This is a genomic window from Afipia sp. GW821-FHT04G03, from assembly GCF_059419985.1.
Genome location: NZ_JBWKSV010000004.1, coordinates 341,645 through 364,758, shown reverse-complemented (window position 1 = coordinate 364,758; position 23,114 = coordinate 341,645). Strand labels below are relative to the sequence as shown.

The 23,114-nt window shown below is 62.2% G+C and carries 20 protein-coding genes; 12 read left to right on the top strand and 8 right to left on the bottom strand.

Annotated features, from left to right (window positions below):
- Positions 1-9 precede the first annotated feature (9 nt).
- From AC07UB_RS19845 to AC07UB_RS19815, 7 genes are all read left to right on the top strand, one after another.
- Positions 10-657 carry a TetR/AcrR family transcriptional regulator gene (locus AC07UB_RS19845; RefSeq protein ID WP_492792074.1) on the top strand — a complete coding sequence of 216 codons (648 nt, stop codon included), beginning with the start codon at positions 10-12 and terminating at the stop codon, positions 655-657.
- A complete protein-coding gene (locus AC07UB_RS19840) occupies positions 650-1,291 on the top strand; it encodes a flavin reductase family protein (RefSeq protein ID WP_492792075.1) in 642 nt (213 codons plus the stop codon). The genes AC07UB_RS19845 and AC07UB_RS19840 overlap by 8 nt, the downstream gene beginning before the upstream one ends.
- Before the next feature lie 244 nt (positions 1,292-1,535).
- A complete protein-coding gene (locus AC07UB_RS19835; protein ID WP_494653927.1) occupies positions 1,536-3,797 on the top strand; it encodes an acyl-CoA dehydrogenase in 2,262 nt (753 codons plus the stop codon).
- Positions 3,797-5,080 carry an acetyl-CoA C-acetyltransferase gene (locus AC07UB_RS19830; RefSeq protein ID WP_492792077.1) on the top strand — a complete coding sequence of 428 codons (1,284 nt, stop codon included), beginning with the start codon at positions 3,797-3,799 and terminating at the stop codon, positions 5,078-5,080. The genes AC07UB_RS19835 and AC07UB_RS19830 overlap by 1 nt, the downstream gene beginning before the upstream one ends.
- A gap of 10 nt (positions 5,081-5,090) precedes the next feature.
- Positions 5,091-7,178 (top strand): 3-hydroxyacyl-CoA dehydrogenase NAD-binding domain-containing protein, encoded by a 2,088-nt coding sequence (locus tag AC07UB_RS19825; RefSeq protein ID WP_494653928.1) that lies wholly within the window; start codon positions 5,091-5,093, stop codon positions 7,176-7,178.
- 29 nt (positions 7,179-7,207) lie between these two features.
- Positions 7,208-7,636: an acyl-CoA thioesterase gene (locus tag AC07UB_RS19820; protein WP_492792079.1), complete on the top strand. Its 429-nt coding sequence runs from the start codon at positions 7,208-7,210 to the stop codon at positions 7,634-7,636.
- A 364-nt stretch (positions 7,637-8,000) separates the two neighbouring features.
- On the top strand, positions 8,001-8,201 hold the full coding sequence (locus AC07UB_RS19815; protein ID WP_492792080.1) for a hypothetical protein: 201 nt from the start codon (positions 8,001-8,003) through the stop codon (positions 8,199-8,201).
- Between the two features lie 66 nt (positions 8,202-8,267).
- On the opposite strand, the gene AC07UB_RS19810 is transcribed toward AC07UB_RS19815, so the two are convergent.
- The 4 genes from AC07UB_RS19810 to AC07UB_RS19795 form a co-directional block, all read right to left on the bottom strand.
- Complete coding sequence (locus AC07UB_RS19810; protein WP_492792081.1) at positions 8,268-9,365, bottom strand: alkene reductase; 1,098 nt, start codon at positions 9,363-9,365, stop codon at positions 8,268-8,270.
- A gap of 237 nt (positions 9,366-9,602) precedes the next feature.
- Entirely contained in the window at positions 9,603-10,106 is a 504-nt protein-coding gene (locus AC07UB_RS19805; RefSeq protein ID WP_494653931.1) for a DUF1993 domain-containing protein, read from the bottom strand.
- 93 nt (positions 10,107-10,199) lie between these two features.
- Positions 10,200-11,417 (bottom strand): lytic murein transglycosylase, encoded by a 1,218-nt coding sequence (locus AC07UB_RS19800; RefSeq protein ID WP_494653933.1) that lies wholly within the window; start codon positions 11,415-11,417, stop codon positions 10,200-10,202.
- Positions 11,418-11,532: 115 nt separating this feature from the next.
- Positions 11,533-12,969, bottom strand: coding sequence for a helix-turn-helix domain-containing protein (locus AC07UB_RS19795; RefSeq protein WP_494653934.1), 1,437 nt, complete (start codon positions 12,967-12,969; stop codon positions 11,533-11,535).
- A 148-nt stretch (positions 12,970-13,117) separates the two neighbouring features.
- Between AC07UB_RS19795 and AC07UB_RS19790 the strand changes: the two genes are divergently transcribed.
- The 3 genes from AC07UB_RS19790 (at position 13,118) to AC07UB_RS19780 (ending at position 15,766) form a co-directional block, all read left to right on the top strand.
- A complete protein-coding gene (locus AC07UB_RS19790; protein WP_492792085.1) occupies positions 13,118-14,758 on the top strand; it encodes an isocitrate lyase in 1,641 nt (546 codons plus the stop codon).
- Positions 14,759-14,811: 53 nt separating this feature from the next.
- Positions 14,812-15,018 carry a DUF4170 domain-containing protein gene (locus tag AC07UB_RS19785; protein WP_492792086.1) on the top strand — a complete coding sequence of 69 codons (207 nt, stop codon included), beginning with the start codon at positions 14,812-14,814 and terminating at the stop codon, positions 15,016-15,018.
- A 181-nt stretch (positions 15,019-15,199) separates the two neighbouring features.
- Positions 15,200-15,766, top strand: a complete 567-nt coding sequence (locus AC07UB_RS19780; protein WP_492792087.1) for a hypothetical protein — start codon at positions 15,200-15,202, stop codon at positions 15,764-15,766.
- On the opposite strand, the gene AC07UB_RS19775 is transcribed toward AC07UB_RS19780, so the two are convergent.
- Complete coding sequence (locus AC07UB_RS19775; protein ID WP_492792088.1) at positions 15,763-16,659, bottom strand: metallophosphoesterase family protein; 897 nt, start codon at positions 16,657-16,659, stop codon at positions 15,763-15,765. The genes AC07UB_RS19780 and AC07UB_RS19775 overlap by 4 nt on opposite strands.
- Before the next feature lie 120 nt (positions 16,660-16,779).
- On the opposite strand from AC07UB_RS19775, the gene AC07UB_RS19770 reads away from it, so the two are divergent.
- Together AC07UB_RS19770 and AC07UB_RS19765 are read left to right on the top strand one after the other, a co-directional pair.
- On the top strand, positions 16,780-17,265 hold the full coding sequence (locus tag AC07UB_RS19770; RefSeq protein ID WP_492792089.1) for an NUDIX domain-containing protein: 486 nt from the start codon (positions 16,780-16,782) through the stop codon (positions 17,263-17,265).
- Positions 17,266-17,443: 178 nt separating this feature from the next.
- Positions 17,444-17,965 (top strand): GNAT family N-acetyltransferase, encoded by a 522-nt coding sequence (locus tag AC07UB_RS19765; RefSeq protein WP_492792090.1) that lies wholly within the window; start codon positions 17,444-17,446, stop codon positions 17,963-17,965.
- Between the two features lie 56 nt (positions 17,966-18,021).
- On the opposite strand, the gene AC07UB_RS19760 is transcribed toward AC07UB_RS19765, so the two are convergent.
- The 3 genes from AC07UB_RS19760 to AC07UB_RS19750 form a co-directional block, all read right to left on the bottom strand.
- Positions 18,022-20,376 carry a TonB-dependent receptor gene (locus AC07UB_RS19760; RefSeq protein WP_492792091.1) on the bottom strand — a complete coding sequence of 785 codons (2,355 nt, stop codon included), beginning with the start codon at positions 20,374-20,376 and terminating at the stop codon, positions 18,022-18,024.
- Positions 20,377-20,480: 104 nt separating this feature from the next.
- Positions 20,481-20,849 carry a DUF2946 family protein gene (locus AC07UB_RS19755; RefSeq protein WP_492792092.1) on the bottom strand — a complete coding sequence of 123 codons (369 nt, stop codon included), beginning with the start codon at positions 20,847-20,849 and terminating at the stop codon, positions 20,481-20,483.
- A 200-nt stretch (positions 20,850-21,049) separates the two neighbouring features.
- Positions 21,050-23,113 (bottom strand): hypothetical protein, encoded by a 2,064-nt coding sequence (locus AC07UB_RS19750; protein ID WP_492792093.1) that lies wholly within the window; start codon positions 23,111-23,113, stop codon positions 21,050-21,052.
- Position 23,114: the final 1 nt, after the last annotated feature.

Below are 23,114 nucleotides of genomic sequence, written 5' to 3'. Positions count from 1 at the left end.
GAGACAGACATGACGACGTTTCACGACGATACCGATGCTGAAAAGAAGGCGTGCATTCTCGCCACGGCGGAGCGCCTGTTTCGCGACATCGGCTATCTCAAAACCACGGTCGCCGATATCGCCCGGTCATTGAAAATGTCGCCGGCGAACATCTATCGCTTCTTCGATTCCAAGAAGTCGATTCACGAAGGCGTCGCGCGGCGGCTGATGAACGAGGTCGAGACCGAGGCGGAAGCCATCGCGGCCAAGACCACGCACCCGGCCGTGCGTCTGCGCGAGTTGCTGGCGACCGTGAGCCGCATGAATGCCGAGCGCTTCGTCGGCGATGCGAAGATCCACGAGATGGTCGCCATCGCGATGGAGGAAAGCTGGGACGTCTGTGAAGCGCATATCGAGCGGATCACCATGGCCATTGCCGCCGTCATCGCCGAAGGCGCGCAGACCGGGGTGTTCAAGGTGACCGACATCGAGCTCGCCGCCAAGAGCACCTGCACCGGCATGATCCGGTTCTTCCATCCCCAGATGATCGAGCAATGCGCCAAGAAGCCGGGGCCGAGCCTCGATCAAATGATAGACTTTGTCCTCGCAGCGCTTACCTTGAGCGCACCCGGAACGATGCCGGGCAACAGCGATGCGGGCAAAGTTTCTCATGGATAGTTCTTCGGGTCTTCCCTCTGGCGATTTTCACTATTACGAGCCCTCTCAAGGCCACGGCCTCAGGCACGATCCGTTCAACGCCATTGTCGGTCCCCGGCCCATCGGCTGGATTTCATCGAAGGACAGCAAGGGACACGTCAATCTCGCGCCCTATAGCTTCTTCAATGCCTTCTGTTACGTGCCGCCGATCATCGGGTTTTCCTCGACGGGCTGGAAAGACAGCGTTTCCAATATCCAGGAGACCAAGGAATTCACCTGGAATCTGGTGACCAAGCATATCGCCGAGCAGATGAACATGACATCGGCGAGCGTGCCGCACGAGACGGACGAATTCACGATCTCCGGGCTGACCAAGGTAGCCTCGCGCAAGGTCGATGTGCCGCGCGTCGGTGAAAGCCTCGTGTCGTTCGAGTGCAAGCTGACGCAGATGATCCAGCTTCAGGGCGCCGACGGCAGGAAGGCCGACGCCTGGGTGACCTTCGGCGAAGTGGTCGCGGTCCATATCGACAAGAGTCTGATCCGGGACGGCGTCTACCAGACCGCTGAGGCCTATCCGATCCTGCGCGCGGGGCGGATGGGCGACTATGCGCAAATCCGGCCCGACGTGATGTTCGAGATGATCCGGCCGCGGTAAGCGGCAGGCTCAAGTCTTGGTGATCTTGTCGATTGTTTAGGATGCCGTGCGGGAACGTTGAGCTAACGTGCAGGTTATTGAACCGGTAGTGTTTTCTGGGGCTTTCGCTTCAAACGCGACATAACGCCGAAGTTGTTTTCCAGCCTTGACCCGTTACATTTTACGCCTGTGGCACGCTGTCCGGGCATGATCGCCGAAATCAGATCATGCCCAAACAAATGCGAATTCGGCAAAGGATCATCCCATGAGCTTTTCCCTCCGCCGTGACCTTATCACCCGTCCGATCTACGCATGGGCGCACAAGGCGCTGCCGCTGATGTCCGATACCGAGCGCGAGGCGCTTGAAGCCGGCGACGTCTGGTGGGACGCCGACCTGTTTACCGGCAATCCGGACTGGTCGAAGCTGCTGGCGTTCGCACCGGCAAAGCTGACCGAGGAAGAGACCGCGTTTCTCAACGGTCCGGTCGAACAGCTTTGCGCGATGGTTGACGAATGGAAGGTCAACTGGGAATGGCGCGATCTGCCGCCCGAGGTGTGGGGGTTCATCAAGCGCAACAAATTCTTCGGCATGATCATTCCGAAGGAGTTTGGCGGGCTCGGCTTCTCGCCTTACGCGCATTCCGAGGTGGTGCGAAAGATTTCGTCGCGCTCGGTGACCGCCGCCGTGACGGTGATGGTCCCCAACTCGCTTGGGCCGGGCGAATTGCTGATGCAGTTCGGCACCGATGACCAGCGCAACAAATGGCTGCCGGGTCTGGCGGAAGGGCGCGAGATTCCGTGCTTCGGCCTGACCAGCCCGGAGGCCGGCTCCGACGCCGCGTCGATGATCGACACCGGCATCATCTGCAAGGGCACCTTCAACGGCAAGGAAACGCTCGGCCTGCGGCTGAACTGGCACAAGCGCTACATCACGCTTGGCCCGGTGGCGACACTGCTCGGTCTCGCGTTCAAGGCCTACGATCCGGATCACTTGATCGGCAGCGAGGAAGAACTCGGCATCACGGTTGCGCTGATTCCGACCGATCTGCCCGGTGTCACCATCGGCCATCGTCATCTGCCCGCGATGCAGGTGTTCCAGAACGGTCCGAACTGGGGCAAGGACGTTTTCATTCCGATGGATTTCATCATCGGCGGGCAGGAGCGCATCGGTCAAGGCTGGAAGATGTTGATGACCGCGCTGGCGGCAGGCCGCGGCATTTCGCTGCCGTCGCAATCGGCCGCGGGCGCGGCTTACTGCGCGCGTGCGACCGGCGCTTACGCGCGCATCCGCGAACAATTCCATGTTCCGATCGGAAAATTCGAGGGCATCGAGGAGCCGCTGGCGCGGATCGCCGGCACGGCCTATCAGCTCGACGCCGCGCGGCGGCTGACATGTTCGGCGCTCAATCAGCATATTCATCCGGCGGTGATTTCAGGCATCATGAAGCTGCACGCCACCGAACGCCTGCGCATCACGGTCGATGATGCGATGGACATTCACGGCGGCAAGGCCGTAATCGACGGCCCGCAGAATTACATGGGCAACTTATACCGCTCCGTGCCCGTCGCTATCACGGTGGAGGGCGCTAACATTTTGACGCGCAATCTGATCGTGTTCGGGCAGGGATCGGTCCGCGCGCATTCTTATCTGTTGAGCGAGATGACCGCCATCGGCGAAGCCGATCAGAAGAAAGGTCTCGCAGATTTCGACACCGCGTTCTGGAAACACGTCGGTCACGCCATCACCAACACGTTCCGCGCGTGGGGACGAAGCTGGACCGGTGGCGCGTTCGCGCCTGCGCCGGACGCGGGTGCCGCGACCGGCTACTATCGTCAGCTGTCGCGTTACTCCGCAGCCTTTGCGCTGTGCGCCGACATGGCGCTGCTAACTCTGGGCGGCGCGCTGAAGCGCAAGGAAATGCTGTCGGCGCGGTTCGGGGACATTCTCTCCGAATTGTACCTGCTCTCGGCGGCGCTGAAGCGCTGGGAGGATGAAGGCCGTCAGGAGGCCGATTTTGCTGCACTCGAATGGGTGATGGCGAACGGCATCCGCACCATCGAAAATCGGTTGGCCGAGGTGATGGCCAACCTGCCGAACCGCTTCGTGGGTGCGATCCTGAAATTTCTGATCCAGCCGCTTGGCGCAAACCCGCTCGGTCCGTCGGATCAGGTCGTGCATCGCTGCGCGCAATTGATCCTTGAGCCGTCGGCGTCGCGCGACCGCCTGACGGAAGGGCTTTATCACGCGAATGACGACGGCCCGCTGGCGCGGCTGGAGCGCGCGTTCCTGCTCGTCGCCGCCAATGAGCCGATCGAAAAGAAGATGCGTGACGCGCGTGTCCGGGACCGGGATGAGGCCGTGAAGAAGGGCGTCATTACGGCGGACGAAGGGGCGAGGCTGAAAGCTGCGCATGACGCGGTCGCACTGGTGATCGAGGTCGATGATTTCGCGCCGGAAGCGCTCTCGCCGATCTACAGGAAGCATTCCGACTTCAAGCAGACCTCACCGGATCGGGCTGCAAGCTGATGGCGCGACCGGTTTATATTATCGACGGCGCGCGGACGCCGTTTCTGAAAGCGCAAGGCGGGCCGGGGCCTTTCACCCCGGTCGATCTTGCCGTTCAGGCAGGGCGGCCATTGCTGGCGCGGCAGCCATTCGCTCCCAACGCATTCGATCAGGTCATTCTCGGTTGCGTCAATGTCATCGCGGATGAAATGAACCCGGCGCGCGTCGCCGCGTTGCGGCTCGGCATGGGCGAGCGCATGGTGGCGTTCACCGTGCAGATCAACTGCGGCTCGGGGATGCAGTCGATCGACACGGCGTATCGTTACATCGAAGCAGGCAAAGCCGACATGATTCTGGCGGGCGGCGCGGAAGCATTGAGCTACGCGCCGCTGGTGTTTCCGCAATCCGGCGTGCGCTGGTTCGCAAAACTCGCCACCGCCAAAGATACACTTTCGAAGGTCGCGGCGTTTCTGAAGGCCCGTCCGGAGTACTTCAAGCCGATCATTGGCCTCGAGCGCGGGCTCACCGATCCGATCACCGATCTGAACATGGGCCAGACCGCGGAGGTCGTCGCGCACCTGATGGGCGTGACGCGCGAGCAGGCCGATGCCTATGCGGTGGAGAGCCACAGACGGCTCGCGCGTGCGCAGGAGCAGGGCTTTCTCAAGGGCGAAGTCGAAACGGCGTTCGCGCGCGATGGAAAGTTCTACGACCATGACGACGGCGTGCGGCCGGATTCGTCGATGGACAAGCTCGCGAAACTCAAGCCGGCGTTCGAGCGGCCATGGGGGCAGGTGACGCCCGGCAACTCGTCGCAGATCACCGATGGCGCATGCTGGACGATTCTGGCGTCGGAAGACGCTGTCAACAAATACGGCCTCAAGCCGAAGGCGATCATTGTTGACAGCCAATGGGCCGGGCTCGATCCGGGCGTCATGGGCTTCGGGCCGGTGCTGTCATCGACCGAACTCTTGAAGCGCAACAAGCTCAAATTGCAGGACGTCGAGACCTGGGAAATCAATGAGGCGTTCGCGTCGCAGTTGCTCGGCTGTCTTGCTGCGTGGAATGACGACAAGTTCTGCCGCGAGGTGCTGGGGCTTGACGGCGCAGCGGGCCAGATCGATCAGGCGAAGCTCAATGTTGATGGCGGCGCCATCAGCCTTGGACATCCCGTCGGCACCAGCGGCAACCGCATCGTGCTGCATCTTGTAAATGCGATGAAACGGCTCGGCACCAAACGCGGCATCGCCACCGAATGTATCGGCGGCGGTCTCGGCGGCGCGATGCTGATCGAGACAGTGTAAGGGAACGAGCATGGACTCACGGATCATGGACGTTCTGAAGGATCGTGTGCTCGAGCTCGGGCCGGAACCGGCGGCGGGGCCGTACAGGCATTTCAAGCTGACGCGCGACAGCGACGGCATCGCCTGGCTGCTGTTCGATCGCGAAGGCGCCAGCGCCAACACGTTGTCAGGCGACGTGATCGAGGAACTTGGTCGGATCGTCGCCACATTGGAAGCCGAGCGTCCGGCGGGTCTTGTGGTTCGCTCCGCGAAGAAGTCCGGCTTCATCGCAGGCGCGGACGTCAACGAATTCCGCGGCGCGACCGACGCAAGTCAGGTCGAGACGGAAATGAACAAGGCTCATGCGGTCGTGGACCACCTGGAAGCGTTGAAAATCCCGAGCGTTGCTGTGATCCACGGCTTCTGTCTCGGTGGAGGGCTCGAGATCGCGCTGGCCTGCAACACGCGCATCGCCATTGACAATGCGCGCTTCGGATTTCCCGAAGTCATGCTCGGCCTGCATCCGGGGCTCGGCGGCACCGCGCGCTTCACCCATCTCGTCAGCCCGCTCGAGGCGATGACCTTGATGCTCACCGGCAAGACCATCGACGCGCGTAAGGCGAAGTCGCTGGGTCTGGCCGATGCCGTGACGCAGGAACGCCATGTGCGCGGCGCGGTGAAGGCCGCGATCTTCGGTCGCTTGCGGCCACACAAGCAGGGGCTCCTCACCAAGGCGATGAACTTTGGTCCGGTGCGCGGCCTGCTGGCCAACCGCATGCGTGGCGAGGCGGCGAAGACCGCGCCGAAGGAACATTATCCCGCGCCTTACGCGATGGTCGATCTGTGGGAAAAGCATGGCGGCGACCGCGCCGCGATGCTCAACGCCGAGAAAGCATCATTCGCCAGATTAATGATAACGCCGACGGCGCAGAACCTGATCCGGGTGTTCTTCCTGCGCGAGCAGATGAAGAAACTTGCCGACGGCCGCAACACCGTGAAACACGTTCACGTCATCGGCGCGGGCGCCATGGGCGGCGACATCGCCGCGTGGTGCGCGAACCAGGGCTTGCGTGTGACGCTCGCGGATATGAAAGCCGAGCCGATCGCCGGTGCAATCAAGCGCGCGGCGGATTTGTTCGGCAAGATCATCCACAAGAAGACCGATCTGCGCGATGCGCTCGACCGGCTTATTCCGGACATGAACGGCGAGGGTGTGCGGAATGCCGATCTGATTATCGAGGCCGTGCCCGAAAAACTTGATTTGAAGCAGAAGGTCTATGCCGGGCTCGAGCCCATCATGAAGCCGGGCGCGATCCTTGCCACCAACACATCCAGCATTCCGTTGCAGGATCTGCGCACCACGTTGAAGAATCCCGAGCGTCTGCTCGGTCTGCATTTCTTCAATCCGGTGTCGCGCTTGCAGCTTGTCGAGGTGGTGAGCCACGACACCGTCGATCCGCAGGCGCTGGCGACCGCGCTGAAGTTCGTCGGGGCCATCGACCGCCTGCCGCTGCCGGTGAAGAGTTCGCCGGGCTTCCTCGTCAACCGCGCGCTGACGCCGTACATGCTGGAAGCGATGGTGATGCTCGACGAGAAGGTCGACAAGGCCGTGGTCGATGCCGCCGCCGAGAAGTTCGGTATGCCGATGGGACCCATTGAACTCGCCGATCAGGTCGGTCTCGATATTTGTCTCGCGGTCGGTGACATGCTGCGCTCGAAATTTGGCGAGGCAGCGTTACCGCCCGCGCCGGACTGGCTGCGCGACATGGTCAAGCGCGGTGACCTCGGCCGCAAGACCGGCAAGGGTTTCTATGAATGGAAGGACGGCAAGGCGGTGAAAACCCATTCGCCGGTACAGCCCACCGACGAAATGATCGATCGTCTTGTTCTGCCGATGTCCAATGTCTGCGTCGCCTGCCTGCGCGAGGGCATTGTCGATAACGCCGATGTGGTGGATGGCGCGATGATCTTCGGCACTGGCTACGCGCCGTTCCGCGGCGGGCCGCTGAATTACGCCCGGGTGCGGGGTGGCGCGAATGTCGCCGCGGCGCTGAAGGCGCTTGAAGCAAAATTCGGCGAGCGCTTTAAGCCTGACGCCGGATGGGATACGTTCGGTTAAGCCCCTTTTGCATTTGACGGATTTGATTGATGACTGACACGCCCATCCATGCCCCGGCGCCCCCTTCGGAGCCGCAGGGCGATCTTTCGATTCGCACTATGGCGATGCCGGCCGACACCAACCAGAATGGCGACATCTTTGGCGGCTGGCTGCTGAGTCAGATGGATATTGCAGGCGGTATCTTCGCTTCAAAAGTCACGCAGAGCCGCGCCGTTACGGTTGCGATTGAAGCCATGACGTTTCGCAAGCCGGTCTATGTTGGCGACGTCGTCTCGGTCTACGGATCACTGGTTCGTCTCGGGCGAACATCGATCACCGTGCATGTCGCCGCCTGGGTGCAGCGGCGAAACGAATCAAAATCGATTCTGGTGACTGACGGGAACTATACTTACGTCGCGATCGACGATCAGGGACATCCGCAGGCGATCCGGCGCGACCCGGCTGCTGTCAGCGCCTGACGGGCGAAATCAGCCGGAAAAGCTAGGAAATTTTTCGCGTCATTGACCGTTGGGCGAATTCTTTCGTCCCGTTTCCTCGTCTCGTGCGCGCGTCGCATTGCTATTTTACAACAAGACGTCTTCCCGTCTCCCGCCGCTTGGGCATTTAGGTTATAAAACTGTCGCGCGAAGCACCTATAGGCTTGGCCCGAGAGATTGGACATGACGCCAAACGGCTTGATCGGTGGATGGATGTGCAGCACGGGCTTCTCGGCCCGGCATGTTCATGCGGCGACGGGCGCGTGTCGGTCCTGTCGCCCCTGAAACCTTTTCGAACATTCAGCGTTAGTGCGACAGAGGAACCGGATTCTCCGGCGGGATAGCTATGTCAGATACCTACATCATCGAAGTCAGTTCGGAAGCCGCCGGCATTGTCGTGCGTGAGAAAGCGGGTTTCCGTTTTTTCGCTGCCGTTCACAAGTTCAATCCGCTTGACGGCAAGATTTTCAAGAACGCGCGAGACGCCGAGCGCGCCGCGACGCGGTTTCTTGCGGGACGATTGGATCTGGAACCGGCAGCGGTTTGAACATCCAGTTTGTAGAAAAGGCCGGGATTGCTCCCGGCCTTTTTCAGCGATGTATTCCTGCGGTACTCACTCGGCTGCGGCCTGACGCCCCAACACCGGATAATCGGTGTAGCCCTTGGCGCCGCCGCCATAGAACGTCGCCTTGTCGAAGTCGTTCAGCGGCGCGCCGAGTTTCAGGCGCTCGACCAGATCTGGATTCGAAATGAAGAGCTTGCCGAACGCGATCAGGTCGGCCTTGTTCTTCTCCAGCACCTCGGTCGCGAGTTTGAAATTGTAGCCGTTGTTGGCGATATAGGCGCCGCTGAAGCGCTTACGCAGGCTGTCGTAGTCGAACGGCGCGACATCGCGCGGACCGCCGGTCGCGCCCTCAATGACGTGAATATAGACAAGCTTCAAGGCGTTGAGCTGATCGACGATGTGCTCGAACAGCGGCTGCGGGTTGCTGTCGGAAATGTCATTGGCCGGCGTCACCGGCGAGATGCGGATACCGGTGCGGTCTGCGCCGGCCTCGGCGGCTACCGCTTTCGAGACTTCCAGCATCAGCCGCGCGCGGTTCTCGATCGAGCCGCCGTAGGCGTCAGTACGCTTGTTGGCGCCATCCTTGGCGAACTGGTCGAGCAGATAGCCGTTCGCACCGTGGATTTCGACGCCGTCGAAACCGGCTTCCAGCGCATTGGCCGAGGCGCGCTTGAAACTCTCGATGATGCCGGGAATTTCGTTCAGTTCCAGCGCGCGAGGTTCGGATACGTCCGCAAACGTGCCGCCGACGAAAGTCTTGCCCTTGGCGCGAACCGCGGAAGGTCCAACCGGTGCGCCGTCGTTCTGCTGCAAGGAGGTGTGCGAGATGCGTCCGACATGCCAGAGCTGGATATAGATGTGGCCGCCGCGTTCGTGCACGCGATCCGTCACCTTCCGCCATCCTGCGACTTGCTCTTTCGAATAGATGCCGGGCGTGTCCTGATAGCCTTGGCCTTGCTGCGACACCTGGCTCGCTTCGGTGACGAGCAACCCGGCCGACGCGCGCTGGCCGTAGTATTCGATGGCGAGCGGATTGGGCACGAAGCCCGCGACAGCGCGGTTGCGCGTCAGCGGGGCCATGACAGATCGATTGGTCAGCGTTGCAGCGCCCAGCTTGAAGGGCTCAAACAATTTGGAAGCGGACATGGCGGCTCTTTCCTGAAACGAGATTTCTATGCAGATGCATGTAAGTGTCGCCCGCTCGAAAAGGCAAGTCACGGCTGATTGAAAAGTTCAGATTCGACCGTGCTGGATGGCAGGCATGTCTTTGCCGCCAGGACCGGCGTCCGCAAGGATCGGGAGAACGATTTGTCCGGAACCGGTGCCGAAGCGGCAGAAATGATCTGCCGCTTCGGCTTCGGTTGGTTGAAAGGTGCCGTTTCGTTATGCCACGCCGAGAAAATCGCGCTTGCCGAGCTCGACGCCCTTGTGTCGCAAAATGTCGTAGGCGGTCGTGGCATGAAAAAAGAACTGCGGCATCGCGGAGTGATTGAGAAACTGCTGACCGGGAATGGTCATGGTTTTGCCGGGACCGACCGGGAAGGTGATCTCGCGCTTTTCCGCGCCTTCATATTTTTCGGGAGGCAGCGCCTTGATATTGGCGATCACCTTTTGAATCCGCGCCTGCAATTCCGCGAACGTGGTTTCGGTATCGGCCATCACAGGCAGTTCGGTTTGCGTGAAACGCGCGCAGGCCTTGCCGGAAAAATCGCACGCAAGTTGGACCTGTCTGGTCAGCGGATACATCGACGGATGCAGCCGGGCCTCTAGCAATTCGCCGGGCGCCATCTTGTTGGCGGCGGCATGGGCTTCCGCTTTGGTAAGAATGGCGGACAGGGCTGTCAGCGTATGGATAAAGACCGGAGCCGAACCATCGTAGAATGACATGGGTGACCTTTCAGGGGAAAATTCTTGCCGTGAAGCAGGCTTGCCCGATCTAGATGTTCTCCCTGCGCTTACAAGGGACCGCGAGCGCGAACTTCAGCGCGGTCCGCCACGCATCCGCGCCAGCAACTCGGCGGTCGGCCATGAATCGGCGGGAAGTCCGTATTTCGTCTGCACGGTCTTGATCGCGATGCGGCTCTGCTGGCCGAGAATGCCGTCGATCTTGCCGACATTGAAGCCCTGCCGCGCGAGCAACTGCTGCAATTCCTTGATCTCGTTGAACGGTAATTGCGCCACCGGGGTCGCCGGTTTGCGCATCGGGGCTGCTCCCGCGATACGGGTCGCGAGATAACCCGCGGTGGTCGAATAGATCAGCGAGTTATTCCACTCCGTGTAGGCGGCGAAATTCGCATAGGCGAGAAACGCCGGTCCGTCGCGGCCCATCGGCAGCAACACGGAGGCGGGCAGATCGTCCTTCGGCAGCGGACGCCCGTCAGCAAAAGTTACGCCCCACGCCGCCCACTTGGAGCGCGGGTGCTTGATGGTGAGGTCGGCCTGATCCCAAGGTAAATTCGTGGGCACACGGATTTCCTGTAACCACGGCTCGCCGCGCCGCCATTTCAATCCGGTCGCGATGTAGTTCGCGGTGGAACCAATGACGTCGGGAGCGCTGTGCAGCAGGTCTCGATGTCCGTTTCCGTCGTAGTCGACGGCGTAGTCGAAGTAATGGCGTGGCAGGAACTGCGTCTGGCCGAGTTCACCGGCCCATGAGCCGATCATTTCGGCGGGCGAAAGATCGCCACGGTCAATGATCTTCAACGCGGCGATGGTCTCATCGTGAAACATCTGCGCGCGGCGGCAATCGTAGGCCAGCGACACCAGCGAGCGCAGTGTCGAAAGCTTGCCCTGGATTGCGCCGAAGTCGCTTTCCAGCGCCCAGAACGCGGTGATCACTGCCGGCGGAACGCCGTATTCCTTTTCGGCGCGCGCAAAAGCCTGTGCGTGGGTCTGGATCAGTTGCTGGCCCCGCACTCTCCGCGATTCCGACGCCATGCGGCCCGCGAACTCGGTGAAGATCTGGCCGAACACCCGCTGGCCGCGGTCACGGTTCACGATGCTCTGATCGTAGACCAGATAAGGCGAGGCGGCAGCGATCGCGCGCTGCGACACGCCGGCGGCGACGGCGTCCTGCTTCAACTGTGCAAGAAACTGATCGAAGCTCTGTCCCCCATGGCATGACGCGCCCCGCTGGGCGGAGGCGGACGTTGCAAGCAGGCTCATCGCGATCACGAGAGCGGGAATGAATCTGGTCATGAAAAGATGCTGCATCCTGATGGTGAGGATTGAGAAGGGTGCGGGAGAAATCGAGTCAATGAGCAAGCTGCGGAACGAACTCAGGATAGAAAACATAGCCACGCGTCACAAGCGATCAGTCGGATGAGAATCCGAATGGAACGTTGAGTCGCCGGTAATCGTCGGGCAGCAGTTCACGGCCGATCGGAAGTTCAGATCGCGCAGCGCATGTCGGACGATGGCAGACACGGCATGCGACGCCGATCGGCGTGGGTGCATCCGCGCGCGGTCCGGATTCATCGGTGGAATAAATCAGTTTTTTGGCGTGTTCAGCCGCACAGCCAATCGCAATGGCGCGCTCCACCCGCGCGGCCCCGAACGAGCCCCCGCCGGCGGTGACTGTACGGGCGATGGAAAAGAACCGCTGACCGTCCGGCAACTCCAGCCATTGCGTCACGATTTGGCGCGGTGTTTTGAAGACCCCGTGCACCGACCATAGCGGACAGGCTCCGCCGTGCTTCGCAAAGGGGAAGCCGGCGCCATCGAGCAGCTTGGAAATATTGCCGGCCGGATCGACGCGGATCAGAAAGAACGGAACCTTTTCCGAGCCCGGTCTCTGTAGCGTCGTGATGCGATGCGCCGTCTGTTCAAAGCTGGTCCCGAACTGCCGCGCCAGCGCTTCGATGTCGTAACGGCGCGTCTCCGCGGCTTTCGCGAATGCGGAATACGGCATGATGAGCGCCGCGGCGGCATAACTCGCGAGCGACCGGTGCGCCAGCAGTTTGCCGCTCTTGGAGGTGAATTGGCCGGCTTTCAGCGCTGTGCCGATCTCGTCTTCAAATTCGAGATAAGCGAGTTGCTGGGCCAGCTGGAAGTTGAAGCTCGCGGTGTCGAGCGAGTCGTCAAACAGGACTTCCTTGCGGTGACGATCCAGCCGTCTGACAGCGCCGATCATGACGTCCGGCGGCAAATGGCGAACGCGAAGTTTATGGCGCGTGGTCAGCCGCTCGATAAACCAGTTCGTGTCCGCAGGACCATGCAAAATCTTTTCGGCGGCGTCGTCGAGATCCGCGAAGTTGTTTTTGCGCGCAGCCAGAAACCGGCGGACTTCCGCAACCGGATCGTTGACGTCCAGACCGCCCCGGCGCGAACGCGATGCGGTCCCCGCCGCCGGCTCCTTGCGATCCGCCAGCGCAAGCTGTTCTTCGCGGTAGGCCGTGTAGAGCCGCAGGAATGCTTCCGCCAGTCCCGGATAGCCGATTGCGATATCGCTGATTTCAAGAGAGGGAATATCGATGTCTGCAAACATCGGCTCCTTGAGAACCGCCTGCATGCGCGCGGTATGATCCGCGCCCCCGTCGCCCGCGAGATCCGCCAGATCGATTTTGTAGGTGCGGGCGAGGCGCAGCAGCATGTCAGCCGTCACCGGCCGCTGATTGCGCTCCAGAAGCGCGACATAAGGTGCCGAGATATCCAGATCGGCCGCCATGTTGGACTGCGTCAGCCCCAGATCGCGCCGCAGCCGCCGCAGCCGCGGACCCATAAAAACCGAACGGATTGTCGACGTGGCCACGGCGGTCACCTTGCTAATAAGCGAAATTGTAAACTAATTACATCATAACAACGGATATTTGTAAAGTATGACAAGTTATCTTCGGAGTCCCTAGCGATTGACCGCGCGATGCGTTGAAACGGTGGCAACTCCACAAGGGATCACCACCATGAATTATCAATCGCGCAATATCACCGACCAGGCACTTCAGGGGCCGGCTTCCTATCAGAGCGAAATCGCTGCGGCCGAAGCCCTCCTCAAGGACAAGGGCACATGGAACGGCGTGACCGCCGAGGCCGTCGCCCGTATGCGGCTGCAGAACCGCTTCAGGACCGGTCTGGACATCGCCCGCTATACGGCGTCCGTGATGCGCGCGGACATGGAGGCGTATGACAACGACCCCACCAAGTATACCCAGTCGCTGGGTTGCTGGCACGGGTTCATCGCCCAGCAGAAGCTGATCTCGATCAAGAAGCATTTCGGCGGCAAGACCGATCGCCGTTACCTCTATCTGTCCGGCTGGATGATCGCCGCGCTGCGTTCCGAGTTCGGTCCGCTGCCGGATCAGTCGATGCATGAGAAGACCTCGGTGCCGGCGCTGATCGAAGAGCTTTATACCTTCCTGCGTCAGGCCGACTCGCGCGAACTCAACGATATCTTCCGCGAGATCGACGCCGCGCGTAAGGCTGGCGACAAGGCCAAGGAAGCGACGCTGATCGCGAAGGTCGACAACTTCCAGACCCACGTCGTGCCTGTGATCGCCGACATCGACGCGGGCTTCGGCAATGCCGAAGCGACCTATCTGCTCGCCAAGAAGATGATCGAGGCAGGCGCATGCGCCCTGCAGATCGAAAATCAGGTTTCGGACGAAAAGCAGTGCGGCCATCAGGACGGCAAGGTGACTGTTCCGCACGAGGTTTTCCTCGCGAAGATTCGTGCCTGCCGCCACGCGTTCCTCGAAATGGGCGTTGACGACGGCATCATCGTGACCCGCACCGACTCGCTCGGCGCCGGTCTCACGCAGCAGATCGCTGTCAGCCACAAGCCGGGTGACCTCGGTGACCAGTACAACAGCTTCCTCGATTGCGAAGAGGTCGATGCGTCCAAGATCGGTAACGGTGACGTCATCATCAGCCGTAACGGCAAGCTGCTGCGTCCGAAGCGCCTGCCGAGCAACCTCTATCAGTTCCGCGCCGGCACGGGCGAGGACCGCTGCGTTCTCGACAGCATCACGTCGCTGCAGAACGGCGCCGACCTGCTGTGGATCGAAACCGAGAAGCCGCATATCGAGCAGGTTGCCGGAATGGTCGACCGTATCCGCAAGGTGATCCCGAATGCCAAGCTCGCCTACAACAACTCGCCGTCGTTCAACTGGACGCTGAATTTCCGCTGGCAGGTGTACGATGCCTGGAAGGAAAACGGCAAGGACGTCAGCAAGTACAATCGTGCCGAGCTGATGAAGGTGGAATACGACGAGACGCCACTCGCGATTGAAGCCGACGAGCGCATCCGCACCTTCCAGGCGGATTCGTCCAAGCGCGCTGGCATCTTCCACCACCTGATCACGCTGCCGACCTATCACACGGCGGCGCTGTCGACGGATAACCTCTCGAAGGAGTATTTCGGCGAACAGGGCATGCTCGGATACGTGAAGAACGTTCAGCGTGCGGAAATCCGCCAGGGTATCGCCTGCGCGAAGCACCAGAACATGGCCGGCTCCGACATCGGCGACGACCACAAGGAATACTTCGCCGGCGAGGCGGCCCTGAAGGCGGGCGGCGCTCACAACACGATGAACCAGTTCGGCTGACGATCGGATCTCGGCAGAACTATTGCACTTCAAGCTAACTAACGGAGGCTCAAATGAGTGGCAGCAATTTCTGGGTGATTGGTGGCGAGTTCGGTTCGATGAACTTCCACAAACTCGTGGAAGGGTCGGCCCAGGTCCAGGGCCCGTTCAAGACCCGCAAGGAGGCTGAGGACGCCTGGAAGGAAGTGTCGGAGCAAAACCGTCACCGTGCAGGCGTTCGCTTCTCCATCGTGGAAGAACCGAGCCGCGCGACGGCTTAAACGTCTCCCGGGCGGGGTTCGTCGCCCGCCCCATTCAGCGGCCCTGTTCCGATTCCGGACAGGGCCGTCTTTTTTTCCAAAGCAGGGTCACGGCAAAGGTCAGGGACGCTTGCGGGGGATAGGGTTACTGATAGATTAAGGGGGTCAGAACAAAGGTATTTAAGCCACAAGGTACACAGGCATGGCGGAACAGAGCGCCCCCAACGATTCGGCCGTCAAAACGGCCCCCGTCCGGCTGCGGGACGCCCTGCGGAAGGCGCGCATCGAGGCCGCCGACCGGACCGGCGTGGTGGTCGATCTGCGCGATGCCGAGGTCGCCCGTCTTGAAATTCTGCATGAGGCGCTCGATTCGCTGTTCTCGGAGATTCCGGCAGGCGTCGATCTGTTCGATCGCGGCATCAGCCAGGGCGATACACCACGGCTGTGGATCGACGCCGTCGCGCACGTCGTCATGGGTCGCGACAAGCGCATCTACCGGTTCGTGCAGGACACGCGTTTTGGCCGCATCGTCATCGCCGAATCGCATGATGTGCCGGTGATGGTCGATGCCGTGACGGACTATATCGCACGCCGCCTGATCGAGCGGGAACACGCGATGGTGGTGACGCCCGCTCCGGCGCCGGTGGCCGCTGCTGCCGCCTTCCCGGCAAAGCGCCGCAGCGGAATGTGGACCTTCGCGTTCGGATTCGCGGCAGGCCTTGCCGCGCTGTTCGGCTTCGCGCTGGTGATGGCGTTGCGCGGAATTTAAATCAGCTTCTCGTTTTTGATCGTGCCGAGCGATCCATTCTCAAATCCGCGCACGCGGTGATCGCAGCGCCACGCATTACCGTCCCGTTGCACCGAGAACAAATTGTAGGCCGCCGGGTGATTGTGCCCGTGGGCCATGGCCGATGCCGACGGCACACCGATCGCCGGGATATGTCCGCGCGGCCCGTCGAGCCAGACCGTGGCGTGGCGGTGATCGTGGCCATGCAGCACGAGTTCGACGCCATGACGCGCGATCGTGTCCAGCAATTCATCCGAGTCGCGCAATCGCGCAGCCCAGCGGCCGGGTGTTGTCACAGGCGGATGATGAATCAGCAGCACGCGGAATAAATTTTCTTCCGCGAGTCGCGGCAGCAACACGTCGAGATCATCGCGTTGCGCGCGACCGAGCCGCCCCGTCGCCATGAACGGCGCGGTCGGAACGGCGGTGGAAACGCCGATCAGCGCCAGCGGGCCTCTGCGCCGCAGATAGGGAAACACCGCGTCGCTGTTCGATGCGGCGCCGTCGCCGCGAAGATAGTCCGCCCATACATGCGGGAAATGTTCGTGCAGGCCGCGCACATAGGCGTCGTGGTTGCCCGGCACCAGCGAGACGTTCTGCGGCGCGCCGACGCTTTCCAGCCACGTGCGCGCCTCGGAGAATTCCAGCGGCAGCGCAATGTTGACGAGATCGCCGGTGACGGCGATGTGGTCGGGCTGCTGCGCGTGCATGTCGGCCACGATTTCGCTCAGCACGTCGCGGCGATGGATCATATGGCGCTTGCGCTGCCAATTCAGATATCCGATCGCGCGCTTGCCGGCGAGTTCGCGCAGGCGCGGCCGCGGCATCGGGCCGAGGTGGGGATCGGACAGATGGGCAAGCACGAAAGCCGTCATTGAAACGTGACCGTCAGGGACTGAAATGCTATCACGCCCGGGTTCGCCACCACTCTCGCGTCCTTCGACTTCTGTCTGGATGCGCCTGCATAGCATGATCGCCGGACGGAATCTCGCACGATGACCATTCACGATGTCCGGCTGCGGTTCGAGCCTGTTTTGCGCCGCGTCTTCCATTTCTATTCGCGGTTTGCCAGGGGGATGACGCTCGGTGTCCGCGCCGTCGTGCTCGACGGCGAGAACCGGGTGTTTCTGGTCAAGCACAGCTACGTCTCCGGCTGGCACCTGCCCGGCGGCGGCGTCGAGACCGGCGAGACCTTTCTGGAGTCACTCAGGCGCGAACTGATCGAGGAGGGCCGAATCGAGATGACCGGCGAGCCGCTCCTGCATGGCCTGTTTTTCAACCGCCGGATATCGCCGCGCGACCATGTCGCGGTCTACGTCGTGCGCCAGTATCGGCAGGACCGGATGCCGGAGCCCAATCATGAGATCGTGGCTTGCGGGTTTTTCAGCGCGGCGGACCTGCCGCCCGAGACCACCCGGGGGACGAGGGCGCGGATCGCCGAGGTGCTGGAAAACCGGCCTTTGACCGAGGACTGGATTTAGGGTTTTGAGTGTCATTGCCGGGCTTGGCCGTTCGAAGAACGGCGTCGCTTCCGCTCGCCTATGACCCGGCAATCCATCTTTCTGATGGGGCGTTTGTGATGGATGCGCGGGTCAAGCCCGCGCATGACGTTCAGTGATGTGGACCCAGCCCGCGTCAGATGCTAATTCGCGATCCAGCATGTCCGATCTTTCCCTGACCATACTGGCCGAAACCGCCGGCGACGCGCAGGCCATCGAGCGCCTGCACGAACGCACGTTCGGGCCGGGCCGCTACGCGCTCAGCGCCTACCGGCTGCGCGAACATGTCGATCATCTGCTCGAATTCTCATTCACGGCTCGGATCGGCACGCTGATGGTAGGCTCGGTGCGGCAACTGCCGGTCTGCATCGGCAATACACCGGCGCTGTTGCTCGGGCCGCTCACGGTCGAACCGCCATTTCGCGACCGTGGTGTCGGCCGGGCGTTGCTCGACCGTGCGCTGAAGGACGCGAGGACCAAGGGGCATCGTCTCGTGTTGCTGGTCGGCGACGAGCCGTATTACAGCCGCGTCGGCTTCAAGCGGATTCCGAAAGGGCAGGTGACGATGCCCGGCCCGGTCGATCACGCGCGGCTGCTGGTGTGCGAACTTGCCGATGGCGCATTCGACGGCGTCAGCGGCGCGATCCGGCCGGACTGGACATTCGCTCCCGCTCCCCGCTGAGCCACACATCCCATGTCATCCCCGCTTTCGCGGGGACGACCATGCGGTGAGATCGCTCAATACTTCACATTCGCAAACATCCGCACGCCAAGGCCCGGCAGCAGGACTTCATCCTTGCTGTACGAAACGGAGTTGCGGATGTCCTCGTTGAGCAGGTTGTCGCCGACGACACCGAAGGTGAATTCCTTCGCGCCCCACCAATCGGCCTTGGCGAGTTTCGTCGTGTAGCTGAGTTCGGCCCTGAGCCGGTTGTAGCCCGGCGTCGATGTCTCGATGCCGCCGATGTCGTTCTGTGCAAACGCGTGCAGCAGGTTGACCTTGGCCAGCCAGTTGGCGTCGCGATAGTAGATGCCACCGCCGAGACGTTGCGGTGGAATCCGCGGCACGTTGGTGCCGTCGGTGAAGGTGGCGCGCACGATGTCATACTGTCCCTCGACACCGAACTGGCCGGCCCAGACCGGCAGCACGTCGTACTGGAACTGGAATTCGCCGCCGCGGAAGGTCGCGTCTTTCTGCGAATAAATTGCCTGGTTGAGTTCAAGCCCGGCGCCAAGCTGACACACAACATCTTTGCAGGTGTTGCCCGTCAGCCGCCGATAGATGAACCCGTCGAACCGCGTGACATAGCCGGTGAGTTCGAAGCGGAACGGCCCCGTCGCCTTCCGCAACCCGACCTCGAGCGACTTCGCGGTTTCAATGCCGAGATTCGGGTTGCCGATATCGAAGGTCACCGTGGCGTCGTGGCCGCCGCGCGAAAACAGCTCCGCCGGTTTCGGCGCGCGCTCGGTGTATTGACCGGTGATGCTGGCCGCCAGATTCCAGGGAAGATTCTGGATCAGGCCGACGCTGCCGCTTTTCGGCGTGAAGTTGAGGTTGCGCGCGGTGGGGCCGCCGATGCCGGCGGGATCGACATTGAGATCGAACAACTCCGGAACGAAGCCCGGCGTGGTGCCGCTCAGATTGACGTGCTCGATACGCCCGGCCACCTGCGCCTTGGTGACGTCGCTGAACTTGAACTCATTGAAAACGTATCCGGCGATCTTGGTGTTCTTGTTCGGATCCCACAGGCCATTGAGCGGGCTGCCCGGATCATCCGGGCTCGGCGCGGTCAATTCCTGATGCGACGCCTGCACGCCGACAGCGGTGGTCAGCGCCGCGAAGCGAAGATTGAACGGCGCAAGCTGCACCTCGATGCGGCCTTCCTGCTCCTTGTTGGTAAAGGTCTGGCGCACTCCGTCGCTGGAAAAGATCGCGGGATCGGCAAGGCCGATTTCGTTGTGCCTGTAATCGGTGGCGCCGGCCCAGAACCGGATCACGTCGATAGCCTTGCTATCCGGGTGGTAATCGCCCTTGACCGTCAGCTTGGTTTGCCGCGCGCTGATGCGGGTGCGGTGCTCTTCGCCGTCGATGCCGGGGATGTGATAGATGCTGTTGTTCTGCTGGATGGCCGCGCCGATGAAGCCGCCGTCGAAGAAATAGGAGCCGCCGATCGATGCGCCATCGGATTGTGTCGATGAATTCGGTTGTTTGCCGGTGAACGGCCGCGCCGGATCGAAGCGATAGGGCGAGTTTGGAACGCTGTAGTCTTCGGTCTTGCGGGCAAAGGCGTCGGCATGAATCGCCACGTTATTGCCGGCGGCATCGAGCAGCACCGCGCCCTCGCGGCCCAAGTCGACGCTCGACAGTGAGCTTCGCGTCTCGAAACTTGCACAAGGATTCGATGCCGAGAGTTGCGGGGCCTTCACCGAATATCCGTAGGTTTGAATCGACGGCACCGCGCTGCACGGCAGCGTTTCGGGAATGCGGTTGTTGCTGGCGCTGACCACGCCGCCGATCGATTGCGATCCGTAGCGCAGCGTCGCCGGTCCGCGGATTACCTCGATCTGGTTGGTCGACAGCGGATCGATGGGCACGAAATGATCTTCTCCGAGATCGGACGCGCCATTGCTGCCGATGCCGTTCTCCACGATGCCTACGCGATTGACGTCGAGCCCGCGAATGATCGGGCGGCTCGATGCACCGGGCGCAAAGGACGAGCCGGTGATGCCCGGCTTGTTGTTCAGAAGATCGCCGAGCGTGGACGCGGCGCTGCGACGGATTTCCTCGTTCGGCACGACGGTGACGGTGGCGAACTGGTCAGCGACAATCGGCAGCGTGCCCGCGTAGGTCTCCGGATTTGGCGCGGATGCTGCGGGCGCCGGGGCTGCAACGGTGGTGCGGCCGGGTTCGGCGCGATGCCGGTGCGGCCGCTGGATCGGGCTCGGGGCCTGAACAACGATTTCCGGCAGTGTTTCACCGGCGGACGGCGCGGACGGTTCGGCCTGCTGGGATTGCGCTGCACTCGTGATGAGAAGCGCCATCGCGACGGCTGAGCTGCCGGCCAGCGAGGCGCGAATGATTTTGTGCGACATGATGATGCTGTGATCCTGACACCGCCGCTTCCGTCTTGGGGAATCGTGCGGCTAACCTCGAATGTCCCGTGAACGCCATCGCGGCGAACGTCGGGAACGGACAACTATTCGAGCGGGGATCGGGGAGGCGCGCGGGACCGGAATGCGGCGCGGCGGGTATCGGCCGCGACGGCTTCAGGATAAGAGCCGGTCCGGAGCGCGGTGATCGCCAGCGGCACAGGCAGCGACGGCGCCGCCGTAGTGACGAGGGTATTCGCCATCGCAACGGTGGCGCAGATGGCGCACAGGTCGCGATGGGCGTCCTGACCGTGGTCGGTGTCCGGCGTGGATGCCTGCGACTGGTTTGTCGAAGCCGCAATTCCGGCGACGGCGGTATCGTGGTGGAAATGGCCGAACGACAAGCCAAGCTGCAGCGCCAGCGCGAACAGCGCCAGCAACGACAGCCTTTTTGCCTTTGATCTCAGCCAGTTCATCGCGCAATGCGCCCCATACCTCCGGGCTCAGCGCTGAAGGCCGGGTCCAGATGTTACAATATAACATCGCCGGTCGGGGGGAGGGTGTCAACACGGCAAAGAGCGGAAGGCGTTCAGCGACCGGCGGGTGTGGTTTTGCCGTCACCAATCCACGCTGCCCGGCCATTGGCCCAGTCGGTCAATGGCTGATGTCGAGCGGCTCAGCGTCCCTCACGCAACCACGTGCTTGCGAACGCGCCGAGCAGCAGCAGCAGTCCGATCAGGCCGGCGAAAATCGGCAGCACGCCGATGCCGCGCACGACACTGGCGTCGCGCATCTTGACGCCAAGCCAGCCTTCGCCGCGAAACACCGTCGAGGCGCGGACCGGCAACACGCGCGGCAAATCAATGCTTCCGCTGTCGGCCACGCGGCGCACATCGCCGCCCGTGGTCTGCAACAGCGGACGCAGTGCTTCGGTCGTCGACGTCACTTCGGCGAATTCCTTCGGGTTCACCGGACCGACGTTGATCAGCGCCTTCAGTGCGCCATCGGTGGCCTGCCACAGGCCGAGTTCGTCGGCATTGACTGACGCGCGCCACTCGCCGGGGTCGCCGGCCGCGAGTGTCACTTGCCGCGTGGTGCCCGATGGTGAGGTGACTGTGACGGGCTGCACGGTGTCCGCCATGGTCTGACGCACCACGACGAGATCGTGGCCTTCGACTTTCAGCCGCAGCGCTTCTTCATCGAGTTCGGGCTGTTTCATCAGCCAGTGCGACATCCGCCGCAACAGGTCGAGATGCGGGCCGCCGCCTTCATAACCACGCGCCCACAGCCAGATGTGATCGGACAGGAGCAGCGCGACGCGGCCTTCGCCTTGCCGCGAGAGCAGCAGCAGCGGCTTGCCGTCGGCGCCTTCCATGATCGGCGGGTTGGTCGGATTGCGGGTGTCGATCAGGCGGAAGAAGCGGCTCCAGTGCGGCGGCTCGCTGTTGGCGCCTTCCAGTCCGCGTGTCACTGGGTGACGCTTGCCGATGTCGCTGAGCCGCGCCGTAAAGGCCTTTTCGCTGACGCCAACCGGCTCGGCTGGCAAGATTGTATCCAGCGGCGTGCGCCAGATGCTGGTGGGGCTGGCATAGTCAGGACCAGCCGAGACCAGCACAGCGCCGCCGCCGCGTACATAGCGCGCGATGTTGTCGAAATACGAGATCGGCAGCACCCCCTGCCGCGCGTAGCGGTCGAAGATAATGAGCTGAAACTCGTTGATCTTCTGCTGGAACAGTTCGCGCGTCGGGAAAGCGATCAGCGACAGTTCGTTGATCGGCGTGCCGTCCTGTTTTTCGGGCGGACGCAAAATCGTGAAATGCACCAGATCGACGCTGGCGTCGGACTTCAGAAGATTGCGCCAGGTGCGCTCGCCGGAATGTGGCTCGCCCGACACCAGCAGCACGCGCAGCTTGTCGCGCACGCCGTCGATGGACACCACGGCGCGGTTGTTCACCGGCGTCAGTTCACCCTCGAGTTTCGAGGCTTCGATCTCGACGATGTTCGGGCCGGCATGGGGAATGTCGATGGTGACGCTGACTTGCTCGCCGCTGCGCACCGCGCGCTCGCTGAGCACATCGCCGTCGCGGCGCACGACAACGCGTGCGCTCTGGTTGGTCACGCCCTGATCGTCGAGGCGATAGGTGATGGACTGGGTCTGTCCGACGATGCCGAAACGAGGTGCGGCGACGATAGCGATGCGGCGGTCGCGCTCGTTGCTGCGGCCGGTGACCAGCGCATGGACCGGCGCGTTGAAGCCGATGGCCGCGGCATTGGCGGGAATGTCATGCACCCGGCCGTCGGTGACGAGAAACGCACCGGCGACGCGATCGGTGGGTACGTCGGACAGTGCAGATTGAACGGCGGAAAACAGTTTCGTGCCGTCGGTTTCGCCGTCGGCCTGACCTGCCTCGACCACGCGGACCTCAAGTCCCTTGACGTCTTTGAGCCGGGCGACCAGCGCCTCGCGTGCCTCGTTGGTCTCCTTGGTGCGTTCGCCAAAATTCTGGCTCGGGCTCTTGTCGACCACGACGGCCGCGACCGAGGTTAGCGGCTCGCGCTCCTCGCGCGTGAACGACGGATTGGCCAGCGCCAGCAGGATGAGCGCCAGCGCTGCAACGCGCACCGCAGCCCCGCGCGCCCGCGCCAACAGAAGTACGGCCGCGATGACAAGGATCGCGCCAAGGCCGATCCACAGCACGAGCGTCGGGACGAGGGGAGCGAAAGCGATACCGTACTGCATA

Coding starts and splice junctions, on each gene's coding strand:
- AC07UB_RS19845 (WP_492792074.1), top strand. CDS start 10: ATGACGACGTTTCACGACGATACCGATGCTGAAAAGAAGGCGTGCATT.
- AC07UB_RS19840 (WP_492792075.1), top strand. CDS start 650: ATGGATAGTTCTTCGGGTCTTCCCTCTGGCGATTTTCACTATTACGAG.
- AC07UB_RS19835 (WP_494653927.1), top strand. CDS start 1,536: ATGAGCTTTTCCCTCCGCCGTGACCTTATCACCCGTCCGATCTACGCA.
- AC07UB_RS19830 (WP_492792077.1), top strand. CDS start 3,797: ATGGCGCGACCGGTTTATATTATCGACGGCGCGCGGACGCCGTTTCTG.
- AC07UB_RS19825 (WP_494653928.1), top strand. CDS start 5,091: ATGGACTCACGGATCATGGACGTTCTGAAGGATCGTGTGCTCGAGCTC.
- AC07UB_RS19820 (WP_492792079.1), top strand. CDS start 7,208: ATGACTGACACGCCCATCCATGCCCCGGCGCCCCCTTCGGAGCCGCAG.
- AC07UB_RS19815 (WP_492792080.1), top strand. CDS start 8,001: ATGTCAGATACCTACATCATCGAAGTCAGTTCGGAAGCCGCCGGCATT.
- AC07UB_RS19810 (WP_492792081.1), bottom strand. CDS start 9,365: ATGTCCGCTTCCAAATTGTTTGAGCCCTTCAAGCTGGGCGCTGCAACG.
- AC07UB_RS19805 (WP_494653931.1), bottom strand. CDS start 10,106: ATGTCATTCTACGATGGTTCGGCTCCGGTCTTTATCCATACGCTGACA.
- AC07UB_RS19800 (WP_494653933.1), bottom strand. CDS start 11,417: ATGACCAGATTCATTCCCGCTCTCGTGATCGCGATGAGCCTGCTTGCA.
- AC07UB_RS19790 (WP_492792085.1), top strand. CDS start 13,118: ATGAATTATCAATCGCGCAATATCACCGACCAGGCACTTCAGGGGCCG.
- AC07UB_RS19785 (WP_492792086.1), top strand. CDS start 14,812: ATGAGTGGCAGCAATTTCTGGGTGATTGGTGGCGAGTTCGGTTCGATG.
- AC07UB_RS19780 (WP_492792087.1), top strand. CDS start 15,200: ATGGCGGAACAGAGCGCCCCCAACGATTCGGCCGTCAAAACGGCCCCC.
- AC07UB_RS19775 (WP_492792088.1), bottom strand. CDS start 16,659: ATGACGGCTTTCGTGCTTGCCCATCTGTCCGATCCCCACCTCGGCCCG.
- AC07UB_RS19770 (WP_492792089.1), top strand. CDS start 16,780: ATGACCATTCACGATGTCCGGCTGCGGTTCGAGCCTGTTTTGCGCCGC.
- AC07UB_RS19765 (WP_492792090.1), top strand. CDS start 17,444: ATGTCCGATCTTTCCCTGACCATACTGGCCGAAACCGCCGGCGACGCG.
- AC07UB_RS19760 (WP_492792091.1), bottom strand. CDS start 20,376: ATGTCGCACAAAATCATTCGCGCCTCGCTGGCCGGCAGCTCAGCCGTC.
- AC07UB_RS19755 (WP_492792092.1), bottom strand. CDS start 20,849: ATGAACTGGCTGAGATCAAAGGCAAAAAGGCTGTCGTTGCTGGCGCTG.
- AC07UB_RS19750 (WP_492792093.1), bottom strand. CDS start 23,113: ATGCAGTACGGTATCGCTTTCGCTCCCCTCGTCCCGACGCTCGTGCTG.